The organism is Hallella seregens ATCC 51272 (assembly GCF_000518545.1).
GTDB classification, from domain to species: domain Bacteria; phylum Bacteroidota; class Bacteroidia; order Bacteroidales; family Bacteroidaceae; genus Prevotella; species Prevotella seregens.
This window is the reverse complement of record NZ_JADU01000019.1, coordinates 58,052-79,720: the sequence shown is the minus strand read 5'-3', so window position 1 is coordinate 79,720 and position 21,669 is coordinate 58,052. Positions and strand designations below refer to the sequence as shown.

The 21,669-nt window shown below is 60.9% G+C and carries 11 protein-coding genes and 1 tRNA gene; 4 read left to right on the top strand and 8 right to left on the bottom strand.

Annotated features, from left to right (window positions below):
* Positions 1–284 precede the first annotated feature (284 nt).
* The 3 genes from pdxT to L888_RS0107715 all read right to left on the bottom strand — a co-directional run bounded on the left by pdxT (position 285) and on the right by L888_RS0107715 (position 2,909).
* Positions 285–830 (bottom strand): pyridoxal 5'-phosphate synthase glutaminase subunit PdxT, encoded by a 546-nt coding sequence (gene pdxT, locus L888_RS0107725; RefSeq protein WP_027952481.1) that lies wholly within the window; start codon positions 828–830, stop codon positions 285–287.
* The gene (gene pdxS / locus L888_RS0107720) at positions 827–1,699 is read right to left on the bottom strand and encodes a pyridoxal 5'-phosphate synthase lyase subunit PdxS (protein ID WP_027952480.1); all 873 of its coding nucleotides are present in this window, start codon (positions 1,697–1,699) and stop codon (positions 827–829) included. The genes pdxT and pdxS overlap by 4 nt, the downstream gene beginning before the upstream one ends.
* A gap of 97 nt (positions 1,700–1,796) precedes the next feature.
* Positions 1,797–2,909, bottom strand: a complete 1,113-nt coding sequence (locus L888_RS0107715) for a bifunctional hydroxymethylpyrimidine kinase/phosphomethylpyrimidine kinase (protein ID WP_027952479.1) — start codon at positions 2,907–2,909, stop codon at positions 1,797–1,799.
* Between the two features lie 212 nt (positions 2,910–3,121).
* Here L888_RS0107715 and glmS point away from each other — a divergent pair, with 212 nt between their 5' ends.
* From glmS to L888_RS0107695, 4 genes are all read left to right on the top strand, one after another.
* On the top strand, positions 3,122–4,966 hold the full coding sequence (gene glmS, locus L888_RS0107710; protein WP_005846576.1) for a glutamine--fructose-6-phosphate transaminase (isomerizing): 1,845 nt from the start codon (positions 3,122–3,124) through the stop codon (positions 4,964–4,966).
* Positions 4,967–4,976: 10 nt separating this feature from the next.
* Positions 4,977–5,897 (top strand): GYF domain-containing protein, encoded by a 921-nt coding sequence (locus L888_RS0107705; protein ID WP_027952478.1) that lies wholly within the window; start codon positions 4,977–4,979, stop codon positions 5,895–5,897.
* A 136-nt stretch (positions 5,898–6,033) separates the two neighbouring features.
* Positions 6,034–6,108, top strand: a tRNA-Val gene (locus L888_RS0107700).
* Positions 6,109–6,176: 68 nt separating this feature from the next.
* Positions 6,177–7,433 (top strand): type IX secretion system plug protein, encoded by a 1,257-nt coding sequence (locus L888_RS0107695; RefSeq protein WP_005846579.1) that lies wholly within the window; start codon positions 6,177–6,179, stop codon positions 7,431–7,433.
* 57 nt (positions 7,434–7,490) lie between these two features.
* On the opposite strand, the gene L888_RS0107690 is transcribed toward L888_RS0107695, so the two are convergent.
* The 5 genes from L888_RS0107690 to L888_RS0107670 all read right to left on the bottom strand — a co-directional run bounded on the left by L888_RS0107690 (position 7,491) and on the right by L888_RS0107670 (position 21,573).
* Positions 7,491–10,034: a glycosyl hydrolase 115 family protein gene (locus tag L888_RS0107690; protein WP_044248970.1), complete on the bottom strand. Its 2,544-nt coding sequence runs from the start codon at positions 10,032–10,034 to the stop codon at positions 7,491–7,493.
* Between the two features lie 104 nt (positions 10,035–10,138).
* Positions 10,139–12,085 (bottom strand): alpha-glucuronidase, encoded by a 1,947-nt coding sequence (locus L888_RS0107685; RefSeq protein WP_027952476.1) that lies wholly within the window; start codon positions 12,083–12,085, stop codon positions 10,139–10,141.
* A 16-nt stretch (positions 12,086–12,101) separates the two neighbouring features.
* Complete coding sequence (locus L888_RS0107680) at positions 12,102–13,808, bottom strand: glycoside hydrolase family 43 protein (RefSeq protein ID WP_044248967.1); 1,707 nt, start codon at positions 13,806–13,808, stop codon at positions 12,102–12,104.
* Positions 13,809–14,014: 206 nt separating this feature from the next.
* Positions 14,015–17,305, bottom strand: a complete 3,291-nt coding sequence (locus tag L888_RS0107675; RefSeq protein ID WP_027952474.1) for a hypothetical protein — start codon at positions 17,303–17,305, stop codon at positions 14,015–14,017.
* A 350-nt stretch (positions 17,306–17,655) separates the two neighbouring features.
* A complete protein-coding gene (locus tag L888_RS0107670; RefSeq protein ID WP_027952473.1) occupies positions 17,656–21,573 on the bottom strand; it encodes a hybrid sensor histidine kinase/response regulator transcription factor in 3,918 nt (1,305 codons plus the stop codon).
* Positions 21,574–21,669: the final 96 nt, after the last annotated feature.

Here is a 21,669-nt window from a genome sequence, read left to right as displayed (position 1 = left end):
TTTGCTCGCACGCAGAGACAAGGAGACGGCGGAGCACTCCGCGCTTCTCCCACAACCTCTGGCAAGAAAAACTCTAAAACTCTGCGCCTCTGCGTGCCCCCAACGAAAGGATAGCACGCAGAGCCGCAGAGTTTTTAGAGATAGAGTTTGGCAAAGAACGCCAATTTTTAGAAAAGTCCTCCTTATACTCTGCGGCTCTGCGTGCACCAAAGGACAGCCCAGCGTGCGCCAAGCAGCAGACTCCTACACGCAGAGCCGCAGCGTTTTTTGAGGTCAAACGATAGCTACGAGCGGCAAAGATCAAGAAAATACCGGTGCACCCGCGTGTCGTCTCCCAACTCGGGGTGGAACGCGGTGACCACCTGCCGGCCCTCGCGGGCGGCCACGATGCGGCCGTCCACAGAGGCCAGCTCCGTTGCTCCCGGGCCCAGCTCCGTGATATAGGGCGCACGGATAAACGTCATGGGGATGCGCCCGATACCCCGGAACTCGCCCTCGGTGGCAAAGCTGCCCAGCTGACGGCCATAGGCATTGCGGCGCACACGGATGTGCATGGTGTCCAGATGGCCGGCGTCGAGCATGATGAGCCCGGCGCAGGTGCCCAGAACGGGCAGCCCGCCCCGGATGGCCGCACGCACAGGCTCGCAGAGATCCAGGTCGCGGATGATGCGCAGCATGGCCGTGCTCTCGCCCCCGGGAATCACAAGACCGTCGCAAGGCCGCTGCCAGTCGGCCCGGTTGCGCACGAGAAACGGCTCCGCCCCCAGGCGGGCGAGCATCTGGCAGTGCTCGGCAAAGGCCCCCTGCAGGGCCAGTACGGCAATGCTCATTGTCCGCGCTCGGCCATGAGGAGCTGAATCTCGCTCTCGTTGATACCCACCATAGCCTCTCCCAGATCTTCGCTCAGGGCGGCCAGCATCTCGGGGTTGTCGTAATTGGTGACCGCTTTCACGATGGCCTGTGCCCGCTTCTCGGGGTCGCCGCTCTTGAAGATGCCGCTACCCACAAACACGCCCTCGGCCCCCAGCTGCATCATCAGGGCCGCATCGGCCGGTGTGGCCACGCCCCCGGCTGCAAAGTTGACCACGGGCAGACGGCCGTTGTCGTGCACGTAGAGGGCCAGTTCGTAGGGCACAGCCAGCTGCTTGGCCGCCTCGTAGAGCTCGTCGGACGAGAGAGAGACGAGACGACGGATGTCTCCCTGCATGCGGCGCAGATGGCGCACGGCCTGTATCACGTCGCCCGTGCCGGGCTCGCCCTTGGTACGAATCATCGTGGCCCCCTCGCCGATGCGGCGCAAGGCCTCGCCCAAGTCGCGCGCACCACAGACAAAGGGCACACGGAACTGCCGCTTGTCGATGTGGAATACGTCGTCGGCAGGCGAGAGAACCTCGCTTTCGTCAATGTAATCTATTTCGATGGCCTCCAGGATTTGCGCCTCTACGAAGTGGCCGATGCGGCACTTGGCCATCACCGGAATGGTCACGGCCTCCTGGATGCCACGTATCATCTTGGGGTCGCTCATGCGCGACACGCCGCCGGCCGCACGGATGTCGGCCGGTATGCGCTCCAGCGCCATCACGGCACAAGCGCCGGCAGCCTCGGCAATGCGGGCCTGCTCGGGAGTGGTCACGTCCATAATCACACCGCCCTTGAGCATCTGGGCCAGGTTGCGGTTCAGGGTTGTTCTGTCTTCCATTCTGCGTTTTCTTTAAATGTTTGCGGCCGCAAAGCTATGCACAAAAAAGGGAACGGCCAAGCGGCCGTTCCCATACCGAAATGTATTGCACCGAAAATCACAAGTGTTCCGAGCCGTTGCGGAAGCTGCGGGGAGCGCATCCACGGCTCTCGCTGAAGAAGCGGCTGAAGGCCGCCGGTGACGAGAAGCCGAGCTGACGGGCCACCTCGGCTATGGTGAGCCGCGAGCCGAGGAGCAGGGCCGAGGCCTCCTGGGCCAGATAGTCGTCGACCACTTGCTTGGGCGACTTGCCCACAACGCGGCGCGTCACCTGCGAGAGATAGCGCGGCGTGATGGCCAGCCGCTCGGCGTAGAACGAGACGGTGTGCGACGTGCGGTAGTTGTCGGCCACGAGTGTCATCAGCGCATTGTAGAGGTCGGCCGGCCGCTGGCTGGCTGTGTGCCCCTCCACGGCATAGACCACCCGGCTGTGCACATAGGCGTGGGCCTGGGTCACGGCCGTCGGCACGTCGTCGCCCAGGGCCAGACGGGTGGCAATGGCCGAGGAGAGAGCGCCGCCCACGCCGTGGCGCTGCCAGCCGTCGGTGTTTTGCGAAGAGAAGAAACGGGGGTGGCCGTCGGCCAGGAGCAGGGCCGTGAGCCGGCGGGCCGTCTGGTGGCCGCCGCGCAGCAGCACCGCCCCCGCCCCCATGTCCGTCAGGGCCTCGGCGGCCCGCAGCATGTCGTCGTCGGTGGCAATGGGGCGGCCCAGCAGCAGTTCGGCCTCGTTGCAGCGCAGCAACAGGATGGCGGCTTCGGGAATGAGCCACCGCCGCAGGGCCGCCAAAGCCTCATCGTCGAGCAGCCGTTCGCCCCGCGACGACACGATGCCGGGCACAAGCACCAGCTGCCGACAGCCTGCCAACTCGGCGCGCAGGGCCCGGATGGTACGGGCGTCGCGCACCATGCCCACCTTGGCCACATGCGGGTGGCGGGCCTCGACGACGGCCCTCGTCTGGCCCACCACGAGGTCGCAGGGCAGGTCCATGATGGTCTGGATGCCGCGACCATCCTGGACGGTGACCGAGGTGACGGCCGTCAGAGCCTCGCCACCCATGGCGGCAATGGTGCGAATGTCGGCCTGGATGCCGGCCCCGCCGGTGTTGTCAGACCCCGTAATGGTGAGCACCGCCGGCCGCAAGGTCGCGGAATGTATGGATGTTGTGGACATAATCGGTCGTAAACATAAGGATTCAGGGGTGCAAAGATAAGGCTTTATGCCGGCATTCCCTTGGGCGGTGCACAAAAAAACCGATTTTTTAACGCATACATTTTTGCCCCGCAGAGAACTGCGAATGCACAGTTTTTCGTAACTTTGCCCGCGCAAACAACGACAAGGGCGGATGCGGGAGGCCGCGGCCCACGGACCAAACAAAAACAAACATGTGTGGAATAGTAGGATATATAGGTACGCGCGAGGCCTATGACATATTGATTCAGGGACTGCACCGGCTGGAATACCGGGGCTACGACTCGGCCGGCGTGGCGCTCATCAACCGGAAAGACGAGCTCCATGTCTACAAAGCCAAGGGCAAAGTGAGCGACTTGGAGACGGCGGCGGCCGACAAGGACTGCTCGGGGGTGGTGGGTATAGCCCACACCCGATGGGCCACCCACGGCGAACCTTCCGTGCGCAACGCCCATCCCCACGTGTCCGAGTCGGGCAATCTGGCGATGGTGCACAACGGCATCATCGAGAACTTTGCCCTGCTGCGCGACCAGCTGCAGGCCCGCGGCTTCCACTTCCAGAGCGACACCGACACCGAGGTGCTGGTGCAACTCGTTGAGTATGCCCAGAAGAGGCACCGGTGCCCGCTGGCCGAGGCCGTGCGCCATGCCCTGCGCAAGTGCATCGGCGCCTATGCCATCGTGGTGATCGACCGCCGCGACCCGTCGACTGTCGTGGCCGCACGCAAGGGCTCGCCCATGGTCATCGGCATCGGCAAGGACTCGTCGGAGTTCTTCATCGCCTCGGACGTGACGCCCATTGCCGGGTACACGCAGGATGTGGTCTACGTGGACGACGAGCAGATTGCCGTGTGCCAGCCGGGCAAGCCACTGGAGATCATCGACCTGAAAAACAAGCCAGTGGACGTGAACGTGAAGCAAATCGACGTCGATCTCGACATGCTCGACAAGGGAGGATTCCCCCATTACATGCTCAAAGAGATATTCGACCAGCCCCGTTGCCTGCACGACTGCATGAGCGGACGGCTGCTCGGCGAGGACGTTATCCTGAGCGCGGTGCGCAACAACCGCGCCCGACTGCTCTCGGCCACGCGCTTGGTCATCGTGGCCTGCGGCACGAGCTGGCATGCCGGACTCATTGCCAAGCAGCTCATCGAGCACTTCTGCAAGATCCCTGTAGAGATAGACTATGCCTCAGAGTTCCGTTATCGCGACCCGGTCATCTATTCCTCGGACGTGGTCATCGCCATTTCCCAGAGCGGAGAGACGGCCGACACGCTGGCCGCCATCAAACTGGCCAAAGAGCGCGGGGCCTTTATCTTCGGCATTGTCAACGCCGTGGGCTCGAGCATTGCCCGCGAGACCGAGACGGGTGTCTACATCCACGTGGGGCCGGAAATCGGCGTTGCCTCGACCAAGGCCTTTACCGGACAGCTCACCTGCCTGACGCTGCTCACGCTTGCACTGGCACATGCCAAGGGCACCATAGCCCACGACGAGCTGGCAGAACTGACCCAAGAACTGGCTCGCATCCCTGAAAAGATTGAGCTGACGCTCACCCGCAACGACCAGATACAGCAACTCGCGCGTACCTATACCTATGCCACCAACTTTCTCTACCTGGGCCGGGGATGGAACTACCCCGTGGCCTTGGAAGGTGCACTGAAGCTCAAGGAGATCAGCTACATCCATGCCGAAGGCTATCCGGCCGCCGAGATGAAGCATGGGCCCATTGCTCTGGTGGACAACATGATGCCGGTGCTCTTCATTGCCACCCATCACGAGGGCTATGAAAAGATTATCTCGAACATGCAGGAGGTGAAAGCCCGCGGCGGACGCATCATTGCCGTGGTGACAGAAGGCGACACCGAGGTGTCGAAAATTGCCGACCAGTGCATCAGCGTACCGCAGACGTTGGCCCCGCTGGCCCCGCTGCTCTCGGTGATTCCGTTGCAGCTGCTGGCCTACCACATCGCTGTGGAGAAAGGACTCAACGTGGACATGCCCCGAAATCTGGCCAAAAGTGTCACTGTAGAATAAGCCGACAACCATGAATTATTTCATTCTCATCAACAACGTACAGCAGGGGCCCTTCACCCTCGAGGAGCTCCGGCAACGCGGCCTCACGGCCGACACGCTGGTGTGGGCCCAAGGCATGAGCCAATGGACTCCCGCCTGGCAAGTAGAAGAACTGCGCAGCCTCGTCCAAGGCACGGGCGGCACTCTCACCCCACCGCCGCCCCCTCCTTTCAATCCTGCGGAAACGGCTGCTCTACAGCCCGCCCCAAATCCCACGCCGCAGCCGGAAGACGGCACACCCAAACCACAGCGCGACGGACACAAAGCCTTAAAATGGGCCAGCGTAGGGTTGCCGGCCTTACTCGTTCTCTTGGGCGTCACCCGGCCAAACAAGGCTGAACATCAACAGGTCATCAACGAAAACCTGATGAAAGCTCTGGCCAAGAGCACACAAGCAGACGATGCTGACCCGGTGACAAAGGGGTGGAGCATGCTCGGGCAAATGGTGGCCAGGCCATTGGTAAACGAGATGCTCACGCAGATGTTGGATTACCACAACTACGTTTTCTTCTCCACCACCACCATTCAAGTTGGCAAGAACAAGACCATCACCACGTCATACGGCCTGTTGAGCAAGGTGTTTACCGCAGACGAAGAGAAGATTGCCTCGGCTGTGTCGTCGGTTACGGGTTTCGATCAGTCGCAGACAGATGAAAAAGAAAGGGGCGGCCATGACGACAATAACAGCCAGGCAGCCGAACAACCCGGCCGCAACGATAGGCAAACATCCAATGCCGACACCACCTCGCTCAGCAAACAGATAGGAGACGCCATCATCGACCATGTGGGCAAACAAGTGAAAAAAGAGGTGAGCGAGCACACCGACAGCACCACTTCGAGCGGTATCGGAGCCCTAATAGACGACATCATCCAGTTTTTCAAGGGCGAATGACCCTGCCGGACGGCTTTGCCGCTCCTCGAAAGACAAGGAAATGCAAGGCCAGGCACAAAAAAATGCCATATTGTTTGGCCGTTCCCGGGAAAACAGCTACCTTTGCATCACGCAAGTTAGAAATAACAAAGACGATAGGGGTATAGCCCAGTTGGTTTAGAGCGCTGCAGTCACATTGCAGAGGTCATCGGTTCGAGCCCGATTATCCCTACCTATCAAGCATTCGGGCGGTTGAGTTTCAACCGCCCGTTTTTGGGTTTATCAAATCATGGCTTCACTATGAAACAGGCTATTCTGGCCCTGCTGCTCACCGCCCTCCCGCCCCTCGCCGCCCTCGCCCAGCGCAACGAGGTGAAAAGTGCACGCGTGGCCACACTGCAGGTAACGGCGGGCAACAACTGGCAGGACATCCCCCTCATCACCCTGGGACAGGAGACTCCCATCGTCATCGCCTTTGACGACCTGACCCACGACTACCACAGATATACCTATCGACTGGAACACTGCGAGGCCGACTGGAGTGTGTCGGAGGAGCTGTTTGCCAGCGACTACTGTGCAGGATTTGCCGAAGGCAACACCATCGACGACTACAGCCCCTCGGTGAACACCAACCAGCTCTACACACATTACCGGTTGCAGATTCCCAACGACCGCTGCCGGCTGAAGATGAGCGGCAACTACAAGGTCACCGTCTACGACGAAGATGCCGGCAACAGCGAGATGCTCACGGCTTGCTTCATGGTGGTGGAGCCGCAGATGAAAGTGGGCATGGCCGTGACAACCAATACAGACCGTGACCTGAACGGCCGGCACCAGCAAGTGGCAATGACCGTAGGCTACGGCAACTTGCGCGTGACCAACCCCGTTACACAGGTGAAGACGGTGGTGATGCAGAACGGACGATGGGACAATGCCGTGGTGAACAGCAAGCCGCAATATGTAATGAACGACGGACTGCGCTGGGATCACAACCGCGACTTCATCTTCAATGCCGGCAATGAATACCACAAATTCGAAATGCTCGACATGAATCACACCACGCTCGGACTGGAAAGCCTCGACTGGGACGGGCAGATGTACCATGCACGCGTGTGGACCGACGAGCCGCGCCCCAGCTACATCTACGACGAAGATGCCGACGGAGCTTTCTGCATCCGCAACTCAGACAACGACGGCAACGACGTACTCTCGGAATATGCAATGGTGCATTTCCGGCTGAAGTCGCCGCAGCTGCCGGGCGAGGTGTATCTCAACGGGGCCTGGACCAACGACCGAATGCTGCCTCCGTACCGGATGCAATGGGACGATGCACAGCAGATTTACGAGGGTGCCGTATGGCTCAAGCAGGGCTACTACAGCTATCAATACCTGCTGCTGCAGGCCGACGGCACCACGGTGCCTGTGCCCTCGGAGGGCAATTTCTACCAGACGGAGAACCGCTATCAGGCTCTGGTCTACTTCCGCGAGGCCGGTGGGCGCACCGACCGGCTGGTGGGCTATGGCCAATGCCGGGCAAACAGCCAGCCCAACCACTGACCCGGACGGCTGCCCAAGCCTTCGGCACTGCTCCCGGCATCAGTCTTACAGGATGCTTCAAGGCCGTCGGCCAGCGGCGTGGAGTCCGTCTACAAAGATGGTGTAGGGCGACTCCACACCGAACAGGTATTGCGAACGATAGCCGCCAAGGTCTACGACTATCTTCTCGAAGACGACGCCCGGATCTTTCGGATGGAGTGTCAGCGTATGGACGGTCTGATTGCCAAGCGGCAATTCCACCACGCAATCCACGACACGACGGGCTACCGTGGGGTAGAACTTGGTATAGACGTTTTCCGGCTGCTCGTTCAAATCGCGATTAAAGTTCACTTCACGACTCTTGCCATCGAGGTTCACGACGAACACCAACCCGCCTTGGTTCAGATAATCGAGCGTTGACTTCACGATGACATGCACTTTCACCGTGGGCACATGCGACACCGTGCTGAAACGATAGGCCAGCGTTGAGCGGCCCGTACCCACTGTATAGGGCATCAAGGCTATGCCATCCTCGCTACGTCCCACGTAGGGCAACACCGTCCATTGCCCGCCCCCGTCGGCGTTGGCCTCCTGATAGTGGACGGCTTCCATCACCACTTGGCTGTCGCGCTCGGCAAAACTGTATGCCCCCCACCCGTCATTCTCTATCCGATAGACACTGGGACAGATGTCCTTGGCAAAGTTATCGTTCCAGCTGGTATAGCCGATGTGCTTCTGTGTCATCATTCCTTTCCACTTGCCTCCGGCAATATCATGGTTGTAGGCGGCACAAAGCATCGAGTCACGACGGAAAGCCGCCTCCACGCGGTCGGCCCACAGATTGGCTGACGGGTCGCCCAAGGCATAGCGTGCATGGTTCATGGCCTGAGCGTAATACATCTGATAGAGGTTGCTCATGGCCTGTACCGGGAAGAGTATCAGCTCCCGATAGCTGTCCTGCTGCTCCGGACGCAGCGACACAAACTGGCGCAAGGCATCAGCTTCCAGCCGCATATAGTCATCGGCCACTCGCTGCCACTCGCCCGTCTCCAGGTTATAGGTTCTTGCATCCAGCATCTCTGCCGTGCACCGACCGGCATACTTGCCTTGCAAATTCAGAATGCGGGCAGCCTCAACAGCCGCCTCTCTTCCCCAAGCCGCCTCGCAGAAGTCGCGCGTGTGCGCCAAAACTCCCTGCACATCGTAACGTTCCGGGTTCCAAGCCATGTCGAGGAAGAACTGAATGGGATACTCCATGGGCTTCAGATCGCCCACATTCAGTATCCACATCTGGCGGATGCCATACTGGGCGGCCAGCTGCAACTGTTCCCACATGTTCTGCGTAGGAGTCACGTTAAGCCACTTGGTGTTGCGCGGCGCCCCCACATAGTCTACATGGTAATAGAGTCCCCAGCCACCCTTACGGTCGCGTTCCTTGACCGAGGGCACCCGACGCACGTTGCCCCAATTGTCATCACAGAGCAGCAACGTCACGTCGTCGGGCACCCGCATGCCCTTGTCGTAGTAATCGAGCACCTCTTTATAAAGAGCCCACACCTGCGGAGTCTCCTGCGCCGGGCGGCCCGTTACGTCAGCAATGATGCGTCGCTGGCTGTCCACCACACGTTGCAGCAGCCGCGTGTCGGCCTCCTCGCTCATAGCAGCATCGCCGTCACCGCGCATGCCGATGGTCACCACATCCTCCGTGCCCTTCATGCGCTCAATGCCTTCACGGAAGAACCGATTCAGATTTTTCTCATTCGTCGCATAGTTCCACGCCCCCCACAAACTGCGCTGACTGGCGTATTCCTGATGGTTGCGCGCCATCGGCTCGTGATGCGACGTGCCCATGACGATGCCCATCTCGTCGGCAGTCTTCGTGTTGAGTGGGTCGTCTGCATAGAAAGCCCAGGCCCACATGGCCGGCCACATAAAGTTTGCTTTCAGTCGCAGCAGCAATTCAAAGCACCGTGCATAGAATTCGTGTCCGCCACGGCGCGTCTTAAACATGTGCTGCACCCATGAAGTGAGGCACGGCGCCTCGTCGTTGATGAAGATTCCACGGTAGCGCACAGCAGGCTCACCGTCGGTATAGGTACCCCGCAAGGCATAAATACTGTCATGGTGCACCGTGGGCACATCGGCCCACCAGTACCAAGGCGACACGCCAATCTGCCGGCTCAGCTCGTAAATGCCATAGATAGTGCCGCGCCGGTCGCTGCCCGCAATGACCAGTTGCTGCCCCACAAGGGTGATGATATATTTCTCTGTCTTTCCCTGCAAGGCCTTGCCGTCGATCTCTCCCTGACGTGCCATTCTGTCTATCACCCGGCTGTGTCCCAGCGTACCCGCCACGATGGTCGCCCCGTCACCTCGGTCAGCGACCGATACCGTGGCATCATGGCCGGTCACCCGCCCAAAATCGAGTGCCAGATTACGGGCTGCCAGCAGCACGCCTTTCTGGTCGGCCGCATCCACCCAAATGGTAGGCCGGGACAAATCCACGTCGCCAGCCTTGAAGCTGACCAGACAATCGGCTGCCCAGAGCGTGTTAGAACACAAGCCCAACTGGGCCAAAAGCGAAAGGAGTGAAAGGAAGAGGCATTTCATACCGTGTCTCATGGTCTTATGGTTTCGGCGTTGTTTTCTTTGTTGAATGTTGACACCGTGAGCCGTTGGAGCGGCCATCAGCAGGGCAGCTGCCAGATTTCCAAACCGTGTCATGTCTATTCGATGGGTTGATGGGAGAAAGTTTGAAAATAGTCCAGGCATGTCTCACGCCACTCCCGAGCGTCGTTCAGCTGCACCTGCAGCAGTCCGTCCACCTGTTGCCAACGCTCGGCATCGACATAGGGACGCGTCGAGCTGCGCCAAAAGTCACGATACACCTCCACCATCGACACGCCCAGCCGGTATTTGCAGCAGAGTTCCTGCCACAGAGTGTTGCCCGACTGCATGCGGTAGTCCCAGGGCACATGGTGGAACCACAGCAGCAACTGTTCGGGACAGGTCTCCAGCCGTTCGTACTGCGTAGCATAGGGCTCGCGGTATTGGGCCGTGGCTCCGCTGCCGGTGGCCACGGTTCGGTCAAAGCCAATGCCGGCCGAGTCGGCCCGGTGGTAGTACACGGGACACCACTCCCGCGGATAACTGGCCTTGAAGCCACCGGGCTCCGGCCCATAGTGATGGTCGAACTTGAAGAGATGGTGCAGTCCCAAGGGCATCATATAGTTCACGCAAGCCTCGCGCGAAGTCATCATCATCATGCCCACAGGAGCGAGGAAGCGTGCGTCCGCCGTGTGAAAGGTCTGCCTCAACCACTCCTCCGCAATGGCTTCGGCCGAGAGTTCGGGGTTCCAGGCCAGCCTCCCGAAGGCATACCAGTTGGCTTGTGAGAAAGGGTGCCCGCACCAATTGGCCGTGTCGCCGACATTGGCCACGCCGGCAACACCTTTCAACCGCGACGGCTTCACCTGCTCAAAGAACTCTTTCCACATCGGTGCCAGATACACCAGATGCCTTGACTGGCCCAGGTATTCCTGTGTAATCTGCAGCTCTGCCAGCTGCGATGTACGCTCCATCCGGTCGAAGATGGGGGCATAGGGCTCACGTGGCTGGAAGTCGAGCGGCCCGTTTTTCGACTGCAACATCACGTTGTCGCGAAACAGTCCGTCCAGTCCGGCAAATTCCGAGACGGCCTGCTTCACACGATCCTCATGCCTGTGACCTGCGCCGTAGACAAACGAACGCCACACCACCTTTCCCCCGTAAGGGGCCAGCGCATCGGCCAGCATGTTGGCTCCTTCGGCATGCGTGCGGTGGTAATCGCCCGGACCAGGCTGTCCCTCGCTGTTGGCCTTGACCAGAAACCCGCCAAAATCGGGCATCAGGGCATAGATTTCGGCTGCCTTCCGCTGCCACCAGCGTCGCACGCGGGCGTTCTGCGGGTCGGCCGTGCGCGTGTCACCCAAGGCCATTGGCGAGGCAAAGTTCACAGACAGATACACGCGAATACCATAGGGACGCAGCAAATCGGCCACCACCTGCACCTTGTCCAGATAGGTTCTGCTAAGCATCTTCGGACTGGCATTCACGTTGTTGAGTACCACGGCGTTGATGCCCACCGAGGCATTGGCCCGGGCGTAGAGGCAGAGACGGGCCCGCAGGCTGTCGCTCATCCGGCCGCCGGTCATCTGCTCCCACTTCCAAATGCTCCGTCCGGCATAGCCGCGCTCCACACTCCCGTCGGGATTGTCCCAGTGGTCGAGCATGCGCAGGGCCAGGGCCGGACGCTCCATGCAGTCATAAGGGCCGGTCTCCGCCTGTGTGTTCTGGCGGCGCAGCAGGGCGTAGGCTCCGTAGAGCAACCCCACCGCACTGCTGGCCGTGACCGTGGCCGGGCGCGGGCCCTGCAGCCGGAAGCCGTCGCCCAGGCGCGCCGCCGTGTCGAGCACCAGCGTGACATCCGAACCACGATAGCCGTCGGCCAGTGCCTCACGGGCCAAGGCCACCGTGGTCTCCGTCGCATGCGGAGCCGTAGGCCCGATCCCCCGCACCTTCACCCGGCAGGGAGAGTCCGGAGCGGTGCCGCCCAGCCACAGCAGACGGCCGTCGTCGGCCCGGCTCCAGAGCGTCCAGGCCAGCAGTCCGAACAGCAGTCCGGCGCGTTTCATCCAAGCGTTCACAGGTTTACTGATTCTTGGTGGTGGCATAGAGGCCGATACAGGCCCCGATGAATCCGCCACTCCGGTGGGTACTCAGGTTCACGGCATCCACGCCGCGGGCCAGCAAACTCCACGCCTCGTCGCCGTCCACGGCGTACCAAAAGTCGTAGTAGCGGCCGCGGCCCTCTATCTTCAACTTCACGGCCTTGTCGGGAACAAAGGCCGAAGCGATGAGCGTCCTGCCCTTTTCCGTGCGGTAGAGGGCCAGGGCCGTGCGGCCGTCCAGCCGGGTCTTGCCAAACACAAAGTTGTATTCCTCGTTCTGCAACAGGGCGAATCCGGCCAGCCCGGCGTCTGTCCGCGGCGAGAAGTCCACCCGCGTCTCGGCCGTGAACGCCGTGTGCTGCTGGCGCACCCACAGTGCCGACAGGCTCTCGCGCTCGGACACGCTTGCGGGCAGGGCGTTGATGGCGAGGCCTTCATTGCCCAACTTCCAGAAGTCCGAGGGGTTGCGCAGGAAGAACCAACGGCTGTCCAGCGTGTCGGCAACAAAGCCGTCGGCATAGCCGAAGTTGCCCGACACCAAGTCTTCGCGCTGGCGGTTCACCGTCTTGAGCCGCGTCTGGATGCCCCGCATGTCGTTCACGGTGGCAATGGCCTTGCCTTTCTCCAGTATCATGGGCCAGCCGTCCTTCCACGTCACGGGCAGCAGATAGGTGTCGCGGCCGGTGTTGTAGAAGTCTTTCTCATAGGGGCGGCAGGCCAGGAATACGGCCCACCACTGTCCGGTCTGGTCTTCCACCAGGTCGGCATGCCCGGCCGAGGTCACCCTTTCGGGGCGGTCGGGGTCGAGTCCCTGCCGCTGGGTCAGGATGGGATTGTGTGGACACTCCTCCCAGGGGCCCTGCGGCAGCCTGGCCCGCAGCACCACCTCGCTGTGCCAGTCGCCCGTACCGCCCTCGGCACACATCAGATAGTAGTAGCCGCCCCGCCTGAAGAGGTGCGGGCCTTCTATCCATATCGGATTCTTCTGCACGTGGGTGCCTCCGCGCAGTATCTCCTTGAAGTCGCCCTTGATGGAATCTCCTTTCACGTCGAACTCGAACAGGCGGATGGCCCGCTGCCCGCTGTACTCGGTCTGGCCGGTCACCGGCGCATTGTGCACGATGTAGCCCTTGCCGTTGTCGTCGAAGAAGAAGCTGGGGTCAATGCCGTCTACCTTGGGCAGATAGATGGGTTCGCTCCATCCCCGGGCGGGGTTCTTGCTCTTCACATAGAAGTTTCCGCGGCCCACGTTGGTGGTAATCATGTAGAAAGTCTTGTTCTTCCGGTTGTAACTGATGGCCGGCGCGTAGATGCCGCCCGACACACGCTGCCCGTCCAACGGCAACTGCGACGGCCGGTCGAGCACATGTCCCAGCAGTTTCCAGTTCACCAGGTCCTTGCTTACCGACAGGGGCACGCCCGGAAAGAACGAAAACGAGGAGTTGACCAGGTAATAGTTGTCGCCCACCCGGCACACCGAGGGGTCGGGATAGAAGCCCAGCCGCACGGGGTTGAGATACTGGCCGGTCGCGTCCAGCGGCTTGTCGAACCGGGCATCACGGCCGTGATAGCTGAAGTATTTGAAATGCGCTGTTTGTCCTGCGGCCGCGGCCGAGAAGGCGGCCGCCATGAGTAGGGTTAGGAATCTTGCAGACTTCATGAGTTGATGGTTTGGTGTCATGGTCATGTTTGGATGTTTTTGGTGGTGCAAAGATAAGGAAAAGCCGCCTCAACGGGCCAGCCGCATGTTTTCTTTTGTTTTCTATTTGTCTCATCCGACAGGAAACACCGCATTTGCACCGCCTCCCCCAACAACAGCGCCGACAGCCCGCTGTCTGCGAGTCGCCGGCGCCCGTCGGAGGCCCCACGGTCGTAGGGCCGGTCTGTCCTATCCTATTTTTTCAGCACTTTTTTGGTCAGCACGCGGCCGTTGCCCAGGGTCTGCTTCACGATGGTCACGCCCGTGGCCGTGCCGGCATTGAGCTTGCGGCCCGAGAGGTCGAAGTATTCCTCCCTGGTCACGCCGGCACCGCCGTTGTCTACCACGCCGCGAATGCCCGTGGCATAGTCGTAGCCCGGGGCCGACCCCTTGAGCACGAGTAGCACACCGTCGAAGAACGAGCGCGTGTCTGCGCCGCAGGCGAACTTCAATTTCAGCTGGCCGTCGGTCACCACCACGTCTTTGATGGCGCAATACTTGCCGTTGTCGAGCGAGGGCTCCACGCTGGCCGCGGCCTGGGGCACCATCACACTGTCGTCCTTGGCCGAGGTAACGGCATGGAAGTAGATGTCGGTGTTGCCGCTTCCACGCTCCAAAGCCCGTGCGAAGACATTGTAGGTGCCGGCCGGCAAGTCGGTAATCTGCTGTTCGGCCGTGTAGCCGAAGCCCCACGAGGCAATCATCGAGTTGGCCACGTCGCAGGTGCCTTTGGCATACTTGTACTGGGCGTTGCCACCCCATGGGTAGTGGTAGACGAAGCCTCCTGTCCAGCCTTCGCCCGGCGTGATGGTCCAGCCCGGCGTGTTCTCGGAGTTCACCACACCGGCCACATCGCCCGGAGCAGTGACATAGATGTCGGGATTGTTCACGAATACCGAGCAGTTGAAACTGTCCACATAGTTCTCCAGCGTGGTCTCGTCGGTCTTCTCGGCGAAGAGCGTGTTGTTGGGGTCCTTGAGTTGGGCATAGAGTCCCTGCCTGATGGCGTCTTTCACCTGCTGCTTCACGTCGGCATCGTCGGTGAGTGCACGGTTTACAGCTGCTGCGAGCTCGTCGGTGGCGGAGCCGAGTTTCTGGGCCACGGCTAGCCCGCTGACCATGGAAGCCGTGAGCGTCTCTACCACGCGGCCGATGTTGGTGGCGGCAGCGGTCGAGGTTTTCAGCTCGTCGATGGCGGTCTTCAGCTCGTCGTTGTCGGTCAGCACCTTGCCTTCATACTTGGCAATTGCGGCCACCACGTTGGCGTAAGAGCTGTGGTTCTCAAACTTGGTGCCGGTGCGCATGTCGCGGGCTTTCTGGGCAGCCTCCACCATCGGGTCGTAGGTGTCGCAGAGCACGCGGTGGTCTTTCAGGGCCGTGGCAGCCATGGTGAGGCGTGCCGTGACGGCCTTGTAGACCGACGGAGCCGTGTAGACCTTGCCGTCGATCTCCTCGACGGCGGCCTTCAGCGCGTCGAAGTCCGTGCCGACATAGCGTTCGGCCTTGTTCTCGTCCAGTGCGGCCTTGGCCAATGCCAAGGCATTGTTGAGCTGTGTGGTCTCTTCCACGCCCATCACATTGGGCAGATACTGCAACCGCACGTTGCCCAGCAGCACCTCCACCCATGCTCCCTGCTTGCCGTCGGCATCGGTGGCGGGTGTCCATTTCAGCTTGTAGTTGCCCGTGGCCTTGGGTTGCAGGCTGGCCTCGACGCGTGTCGAGCCCGAGACGGTGCCCTTGGAGCCGTTCATGTTGGGCAGTGCGGCATCCACGCGGCTCAGGGCGTCGCTGCCGTCGGGGCCGATGAGCTGGAACTTTACATAGGGCGCACCCTTCCAGGCGGCAACGTTGTAGGCCAGCTTGTACTTCTTGCCGGCTTCGAGTTTCACCTCGTAGCCCTCGGTCTCGCCATAGATGCCGCAGCCGCCGTCGTCGGCCGCCGTCGTGCGCAGATAGAGCGCACCCACGAAGTCGCCGCCCTCGCCAAACTTGAAGCTGCGCGGGCCGCTGCCGGGATTGGTGCCCTGGGGCACCGCGGTGGCTCCGTTATAGACCGACCAGCCCATGGGGATGGTGCCCTCGCCCTTGGCCGCAATGGCTTGGGTGATGCTGTCGGCCATCACGTAGTAGGCGGTGTCGTTGGGGTCTCCGCTCACTTGGCCGAAGCTGAGCTCCAGCGCAACCTTGGCAAACACGGCCTCGTCGAGCATGGCCTCGGGGTAGACTCTGGTCACCGTCAGGTCGTGCTGGCCGGCCGTGAGGTCGCCGCTGCCCGTGCGGGCAAAGGTAAAGTCGGTGGCAAAGCCTTCGTTGGGCGTCACGGTGAGCCTCTCGCCGTCCAGCGTGGCCTCGATGCGGGAGGCGTCGGCTTTCTTGTTGAAGCTCATCTTGAACTCCTTTTGGACCACCGGCAGGTTGAAGCTGCCCTGTTCGGGGTCGGCGGTTTTCATCACGGGCAGGTCGTAAGCCGAGCTGTTGATGTCGGTAATGTTGGCGTCCAGCGCGCCGGTCTCGCCCGCAAAATTGGGCACCACGCCCTCGGGGGCCGTGTCGCCGCTGTACTTCAGCTGGTAGGCCGCATCGGTGGGATTGCTGAAACTCACCTCGATCCGCTCGTTGCCGGTCTGCGGATACCGGTCGTCGAGGAACACGTAGAGGTAGCCGTCTTGATGCAGTTCGGTGGTGAGCACCTTCACTTCGCTGCCGTCCATCCTCACGGTACAGGTGCCCTCGGGCAGCACCAGCTTGTCCACGCCGGCGGCGGCAAGCAGTTCTTTGTTGTTGGTAGCAAAGCCAAAGTCCACGCGTATCACGTCGTAGTTGAAGGTGACGGCCCTCACGCCGGCCTTCTCCACCGTCACGCCGTCGAGATAGAAGTCGCCGGGATTGTAGACGCTCAGGGCCAGGAAGAACTTGTCCTTGGCCTCGGCCGCCATCTCCCTGTTCCTGTTGGCCTTGTAATAAGCGGCTTGGGTGGCTGCGTCCTTGTAATAGAACATGTGCGTGAACTTCGTGAAACCGTTCTCGTCGAAGCCCGTGTCGTTGTAGCGGAACTCCTTGCCGCCGGGCGAAATAAAGGGCAGGTCGTCGTCCTCGACGCCCTGCATGAGTTTGCAGTCCACCTTGGTGCCCTTGTCGCTTGTGCCGTCCAGGTTGTAGGTTTTGGAGCCCTGCACGTAATAGGTCACACGATACGTGGTGTTTTCTTCGATGGGCAGGTTGCGGAATTTCACCGAGCGCTGCCACGTGGTGCCCTCCGCCGCGTCGCTGTTGTAGAAATGCAGCGAGCCGGCGCCCTCGCTCTTGGCGGCGGTGCTTAGGTCCCACTTGTCTCCTTCGAGCTGATTGATAAACTCATAATAGGCCACGTCGGTGGCCGTCTTGGTCTGCTCGGCGTTGAATCCCTCGCTGACCAGCGCCTGTGCGCGCAGTCCGACGGGTATCATGGCCAGCAAGCCCAAACTGAGTAATAGTTCTTTCTTCATAAACCTCTGGGTCTTTGTTGTTGATGATTAGGTCTTTATAAAACTGTTGCAAAGGTAATGAACGGAGGGTGTTACGGGCTTTTCGATTTGTTTCAGATGATTTTGTTTTTGTAGATTCTCCCTGCGGGGGCCGTGGCGGCCGCATGACGTGCACGCCAAAGCGGGGATATGCCACAAGAAACAAGCCGTATTCGCACGGCCATTACGGCGCAATCGCACAGCCGTCACGGCGTAATCGCGCGGCCGTTACGGCGCAATCGTACCACCGAAAAGGCCCCGTCGCGGAGGTTGCGCGACGGGGCCGAACGGGCACGCGGGCCTCCTGCAACGGGCGGGAGGCCCCAGGGCGGCTACTTGCCGCCTTTCCGGACGATGTATTCCGAGGGCGACATGCCGAAGTGTTTCTTGAAGACGGTGGAGAAATGGGCCTGGTTGGAGAAGCCCACCTCGAGCGACACCTGGGCGATGTTGAGCTTCTGCTCGCACAGCAGACGGGCCGCCTGCTCGAGACGGATGTTGCGAATGAACTCCGACGTGGGGATGCCGGTCATGTCCTTGAGCTTGCGGTGCAGCTGGGCGCGGCTCACCCCCACCTCGCGGGTGAGCATATCGACGTTGAATTCGGGATTGTCCATGTTCTCGTTGATGCTCTTCATGATGCGGTCCATGAGCTGCTCGTCGTAGCCCTCGACCTGGATGTCGACCACTCTGTCCCTCTGCTGCTGGGCGCCGGAGAACTTGCCGCGCAGGCGCAGCACGTTGTTCACCAGGTTGTTGATGGTGACGTGCAGCTCTTCGAGGCTGAAGGGCTTGGCCATGTAGGCGTCGGCCCCCTTCTTGAGACCCTCCAGACGGTGCTGCACGTCGCTCTTCGAGGTGAGCATGATAACCGGCACGTCGCTGATGTTGCTGTTGGTCTTTATCATGCGCAACAGGGTGAGGCCGTCCATTTCGGGCATCATCACGTCGGAGACCACGCAGTCGAAATGCTCCGTGAGCAGCAGTTTCAGGGCTTCCTTGCCGTTGGCCGCCGTCTCGAACTTATAGTATTCGCCCAGCTCCCGAGCCACGTAGAGGCGTATCTCGGGGTCGTCGTCGACGATGAGCACCCGGTAGTTTCCCGTGCGTTTCCTGCCGCTTTTCTCCGGCATAGGGGGCTCCTCCTTGGGCTTGAGCTCCTCGGCCGTGAAGTGGCTGTTGCCCAGCGGTATGCGCACGCAGAACACACTGCCCGGCGCGTCGGTGCGGTTGGCTGCGTGAATGGTGCCGTGGTGCATCTGCACCACCATCTTGCAGAGGTTCAATCCGATGCCCGTTCCCTCGACATGCGCGCTGCCCTTGCCCACGCCTTGGAAGAAACGGTCGAAGATGCGGTCTATATTGCCCTCCTTGATGCCCACGCCGCTGTCGACGACTTCCAGCCGGGCATAGTGGGCCAGCGGCGTGCCGGCCTCGCCGTCGTGGCCCTCGCTGAGGCGCAGGGTGACGATACCGCCGTCATAAGTGTACTTGAAGGCGTTGGCAAGCAGGTTGCTCGCCACCTTGTCGAACTGCTGGCGGTCCACCCAAGCCATGAGACTACCCTCGGGATGCTCGTAGCGGAACTCCATGTTGCGCTCGCGGGCCGCAAACTCGAACATCTTGGACACGCCGCCCACAAAGGCCACAAGGTCGGTCTCCTGGCAGTGCAGGTGCATCTGTTTCTTGTCCATTTTGCGCAGGTCAAGTATCTGGTTCACGAGCGAAAGAATGCGGTTGGCGTTACGTTCGATGAGGCTCAGCTCCTCGCGGGCCGCGCCATCCAGCCCCTCGCGCTTCATAAGCGAGTGGAGCGGACCCATGATAAGCGTGAGCGGCGAGCGGATGTCGTGGGTGGCATTGATGAGAGTCTTCATCTTGTCTTCCTCAAACTGGTGGGTCTTGCGCCGGTTGTAGTAGAACAGGGCCAGGTAGGCGAAGGCGCCGATGAGCAGCAGATAGACCATCCAGGCCAGTGTGGAGCTATACCACGGCGAGCGGATGACCACCGTAAACACCTTGACCGGCGAGAGCATGCCATAGTCGGACGCGCGCACCTCGATGCTGTAGGAGCCCGGTTCCATGTGGTTGAAGGCCACGCTGTTCACGCCCTCGCCCGTGTGCTGCCACTTGCTGGCACCGTTGATGCGGTAGTAATAGGTGATGTTCTCGGCATTGTTGTAGTTGAGCAACGAGAACTCCATGACGAAACTGTCGTCCTGATAGGACAGTGTGAAGTGGTTGTTGTCGAAGACCGGGCCGTCGGCAATCTGCGAACCATACGACAGGGTGGAGCCGCTGATGGGCTCGCCGTTGATGAGGAAGTTGGTGAGGTGAATCTCGCCGAGCGTCCATTTGGCCCGGTCGAGGTCGGCGGGGCGGAACACGGTGAGGCCCGAGCCGGTGACAAAATAGACGCGCCCGTCGGGGCCTTTGGCTTCGGTGTTCGACACATACTCGCGCGACGACAGCCCGTTGCCGTGGACATAGCCCACAAACTTGCGGCGGCGGCGCTGGTACTGCCAGATGCCCATCGACGTGGCACACCAGAAATCGCCGTTGGGTTCCACCACGATGCTGCGCCAGGCCTCGTCCCTCAAGGTCTCCGCACCGGGGAACGGCAGCATGCGGCGGCGGCGCACGTCGAGCAGGTAGAGGCCTTTCCCGGTGCCCACCACCATGTTGCCGTCGGTGTTGCGGGCCAGCGCGGTGACAGATGTACCCGCGAAGAAGTCGGGCGGCAACAAGCGGAAGCTACCCGTGCGCGTGTTGTAGGCCGAGAGGCCCGACGACGTGCCGAGCCATATCATGCCGTCGGCGGTGGGCAGCATGCAGTGTATCCAGTCGTTGCAGAGGCTGCCATCGGGGCTGCTCTTCTGGAACATGGAGTAATGACGCACGGCCCGGGTGTCGGGGTTGTAGACGCCGAAGCCCTTGCCGAAAGTGGAAAAATAGAGATTGCCGTCGCTGCCTTCGACCACCTGGTTCACGAAATCGCCGTCCGACGGTGCCACGAGCTGCGAGCCGCCGGTGGCCGGATTGTAGCTGTAGAGCCCGCGCCCGGCCCCCAGCCAGTAGCGGCCCTTGCGGTCGCGGCAGATGGAATAGGCGTTGGCCGGCGAGGCCGGGTGGGCCGTGATGCGGCCCTCACGGTTGAAACCAATGACTCCATTGTTCTGCACCACCGTCCACACCGTGCCCCCGTCGCCGAAGCAGACCGACGACACCGACGAGCCCACGGGATGCCCCTGGGCGGCAAAATCCCAGTTGGAAAAGATGGCTTTGTGGTCGGGAATCATGAGTACGCCCTTCTTCTGGCAGCCCACCCAGAGGTTGTTGGTGCGGTCGACAAAGAGGGCATAGACGTTGGCCGTGTTCAGATTGAAGGATGAAATGGGATTGGCCACGCGCTGGGCCTTGCGCTGCCCCTTGGGCACGATGAAGAGACCGGAGCCAAGCGTGCCGATGTAGAGGTTGCCCCAATGGTCGGTCGCCATAGACTTGTAGGTGGCATGAGCCGCCAGCATCTCGCTCACGTCGATGGGGCACTCGGCCAGCCGGCCGTTCTTAACGAAGAACAGACTGCTGCGAGTGGCAATGAGCACGCCCCCGGCATAGCTAATGAAGGCTTCGACCTTGCCCTGGCCCAGCCTGCGCTCGACAATGCGGCCGCTGCGATCGCGGCAGGTGAACACGTTGTTGGCTCCGCCCCGCCAGAAATTACCCTGCCCGTCAATGAAGATGCGGCTGTAATAATGGTCCTCGGCCTTGCTGGCATAGCCGTGGACAGGTGTCAGCCGGTGGTTCTGCTCGTCCACGGAAAAGAGGCCGTAGCCGGCCGTGCCCACCAGCAACCGGCCATCGGGGAGTTGCACCATGCTGCTGATGCGTGGCTGATGAGGCTCGGCGTAGGGCTGGAAGTCGTCGGAGTGGGGCTCGTAGCGCATGAGGCCGTCACCGGTTCCCACCCACAGGTTGCCCTGCCGGTCGACAAACAGGCACGACACGGCATTGCTCATCAACGAGCGCGGATTGGACGAATTGTGCAGGTAACTGGTGAAACGGTAGCCGTCGAACTTGTTCAGTCCGCGGTCGCTCGCAATCCATATCTGGCCGGCACGGTCTTGAATGATTTGGGTAATGAGATTACTGGAGACCCGGTCTGAATCATAGAAATATCCTGACTGGGCCTGCAAGCGCTGACCGACGACGGCCAGGACAAAGAGCCATAATAAAAAGATTCTCCTCATCAGGTGAAAAGGTTAGGCGGCATGGTTTTACCGATGCAAATTTACACAAAATATGACAGCATTCTGCACGTCCGCCCCTTTTTCCACGCCGACGAG

What these genes read in the sequence shown, in the direction of transcription:
- pdxT (WP_027952481.1), bottom strand. Translation starts at nt 830, where the DNA reads ATGAGCATTGCCGTACTGGCCCTGCAGGGGGCCTTTGCCGAGCACTGC.
- pdxS (WP_027952480.1), bottom strand. Translation starts at nt 1,699, where the DNA reads ATGGAAGACAGAACAACCCTGAACCGCAACCTGGCCCAGATGCTCAAG.
- L888_RS0107715 (WP_027952479.1), bottom strand. Translation starts at nt 2,909, where the DNA reads ATGTCCACAACATCCATACATTCCGCGACCTTGCGGCCGGCGGTGCTC.
- glmS (WP_005846576.1), top strand. Translation starts at nt 3,122, where the DNA reads ATGTGTGGAATAGTAGGATATATAGGTACGCGCGAGGCCTATGACATA.
- L888_RS0107705 (WP_027952478.1), top strand. Translation starts at nt 4,977, where the DNA reads ATGAATTATTTCATTCTCATCAACAACGTACAGCAGGGGCCCTTCACC.
- L888_RS0107695 (WP_005846579.1), top strand. Translation starts at nt 6,177, where the DNA reads ATGAAACAGGCTATTCTGGCCCTGCTGCTCACCGCCCTCCCGCCCCTC.
- L888_RS0107690 (WP_044248970.1), bottom strand. Translation starts at nt 10,034, where the DNA reads ATGAGACACGGTATGAAATGCCTCTTCCTTTCACTCCTTTCGCTTTTG.
- L888_RS0107685 (WP_027952476.1), bottom strand. Translation starts at nt 12,085, where the DNA reads ATGAAACGCGCCGGACTGCTGTTCGGACTGCTGGCCTGGACGCTCTGG.
- L888_RS0107680 (WP_044248967.1), bottom strand. Translation starts at nt 13,808, where the DNA reads ATGACCATGACACCAAACCATCAACTCATGAAGTCTGCAAGATTCCTA.
- L888_RS0107675 (WP_027952474.1), bottom strand. Translation starts at nt 17,305, where the DNA reads ATGAAGAAAGAACTATTACTCAGTTTGGGCTTGCTGGCCATGATACCC.
- L888_RS0107670 (WP_027952473.1), bottom strand. Translation starts at nt 21,573, where the DNA reads ATGAGGAGAATCTTTTTATTATGGCTCTTTGTCCTGGCCGTCGTCGGT.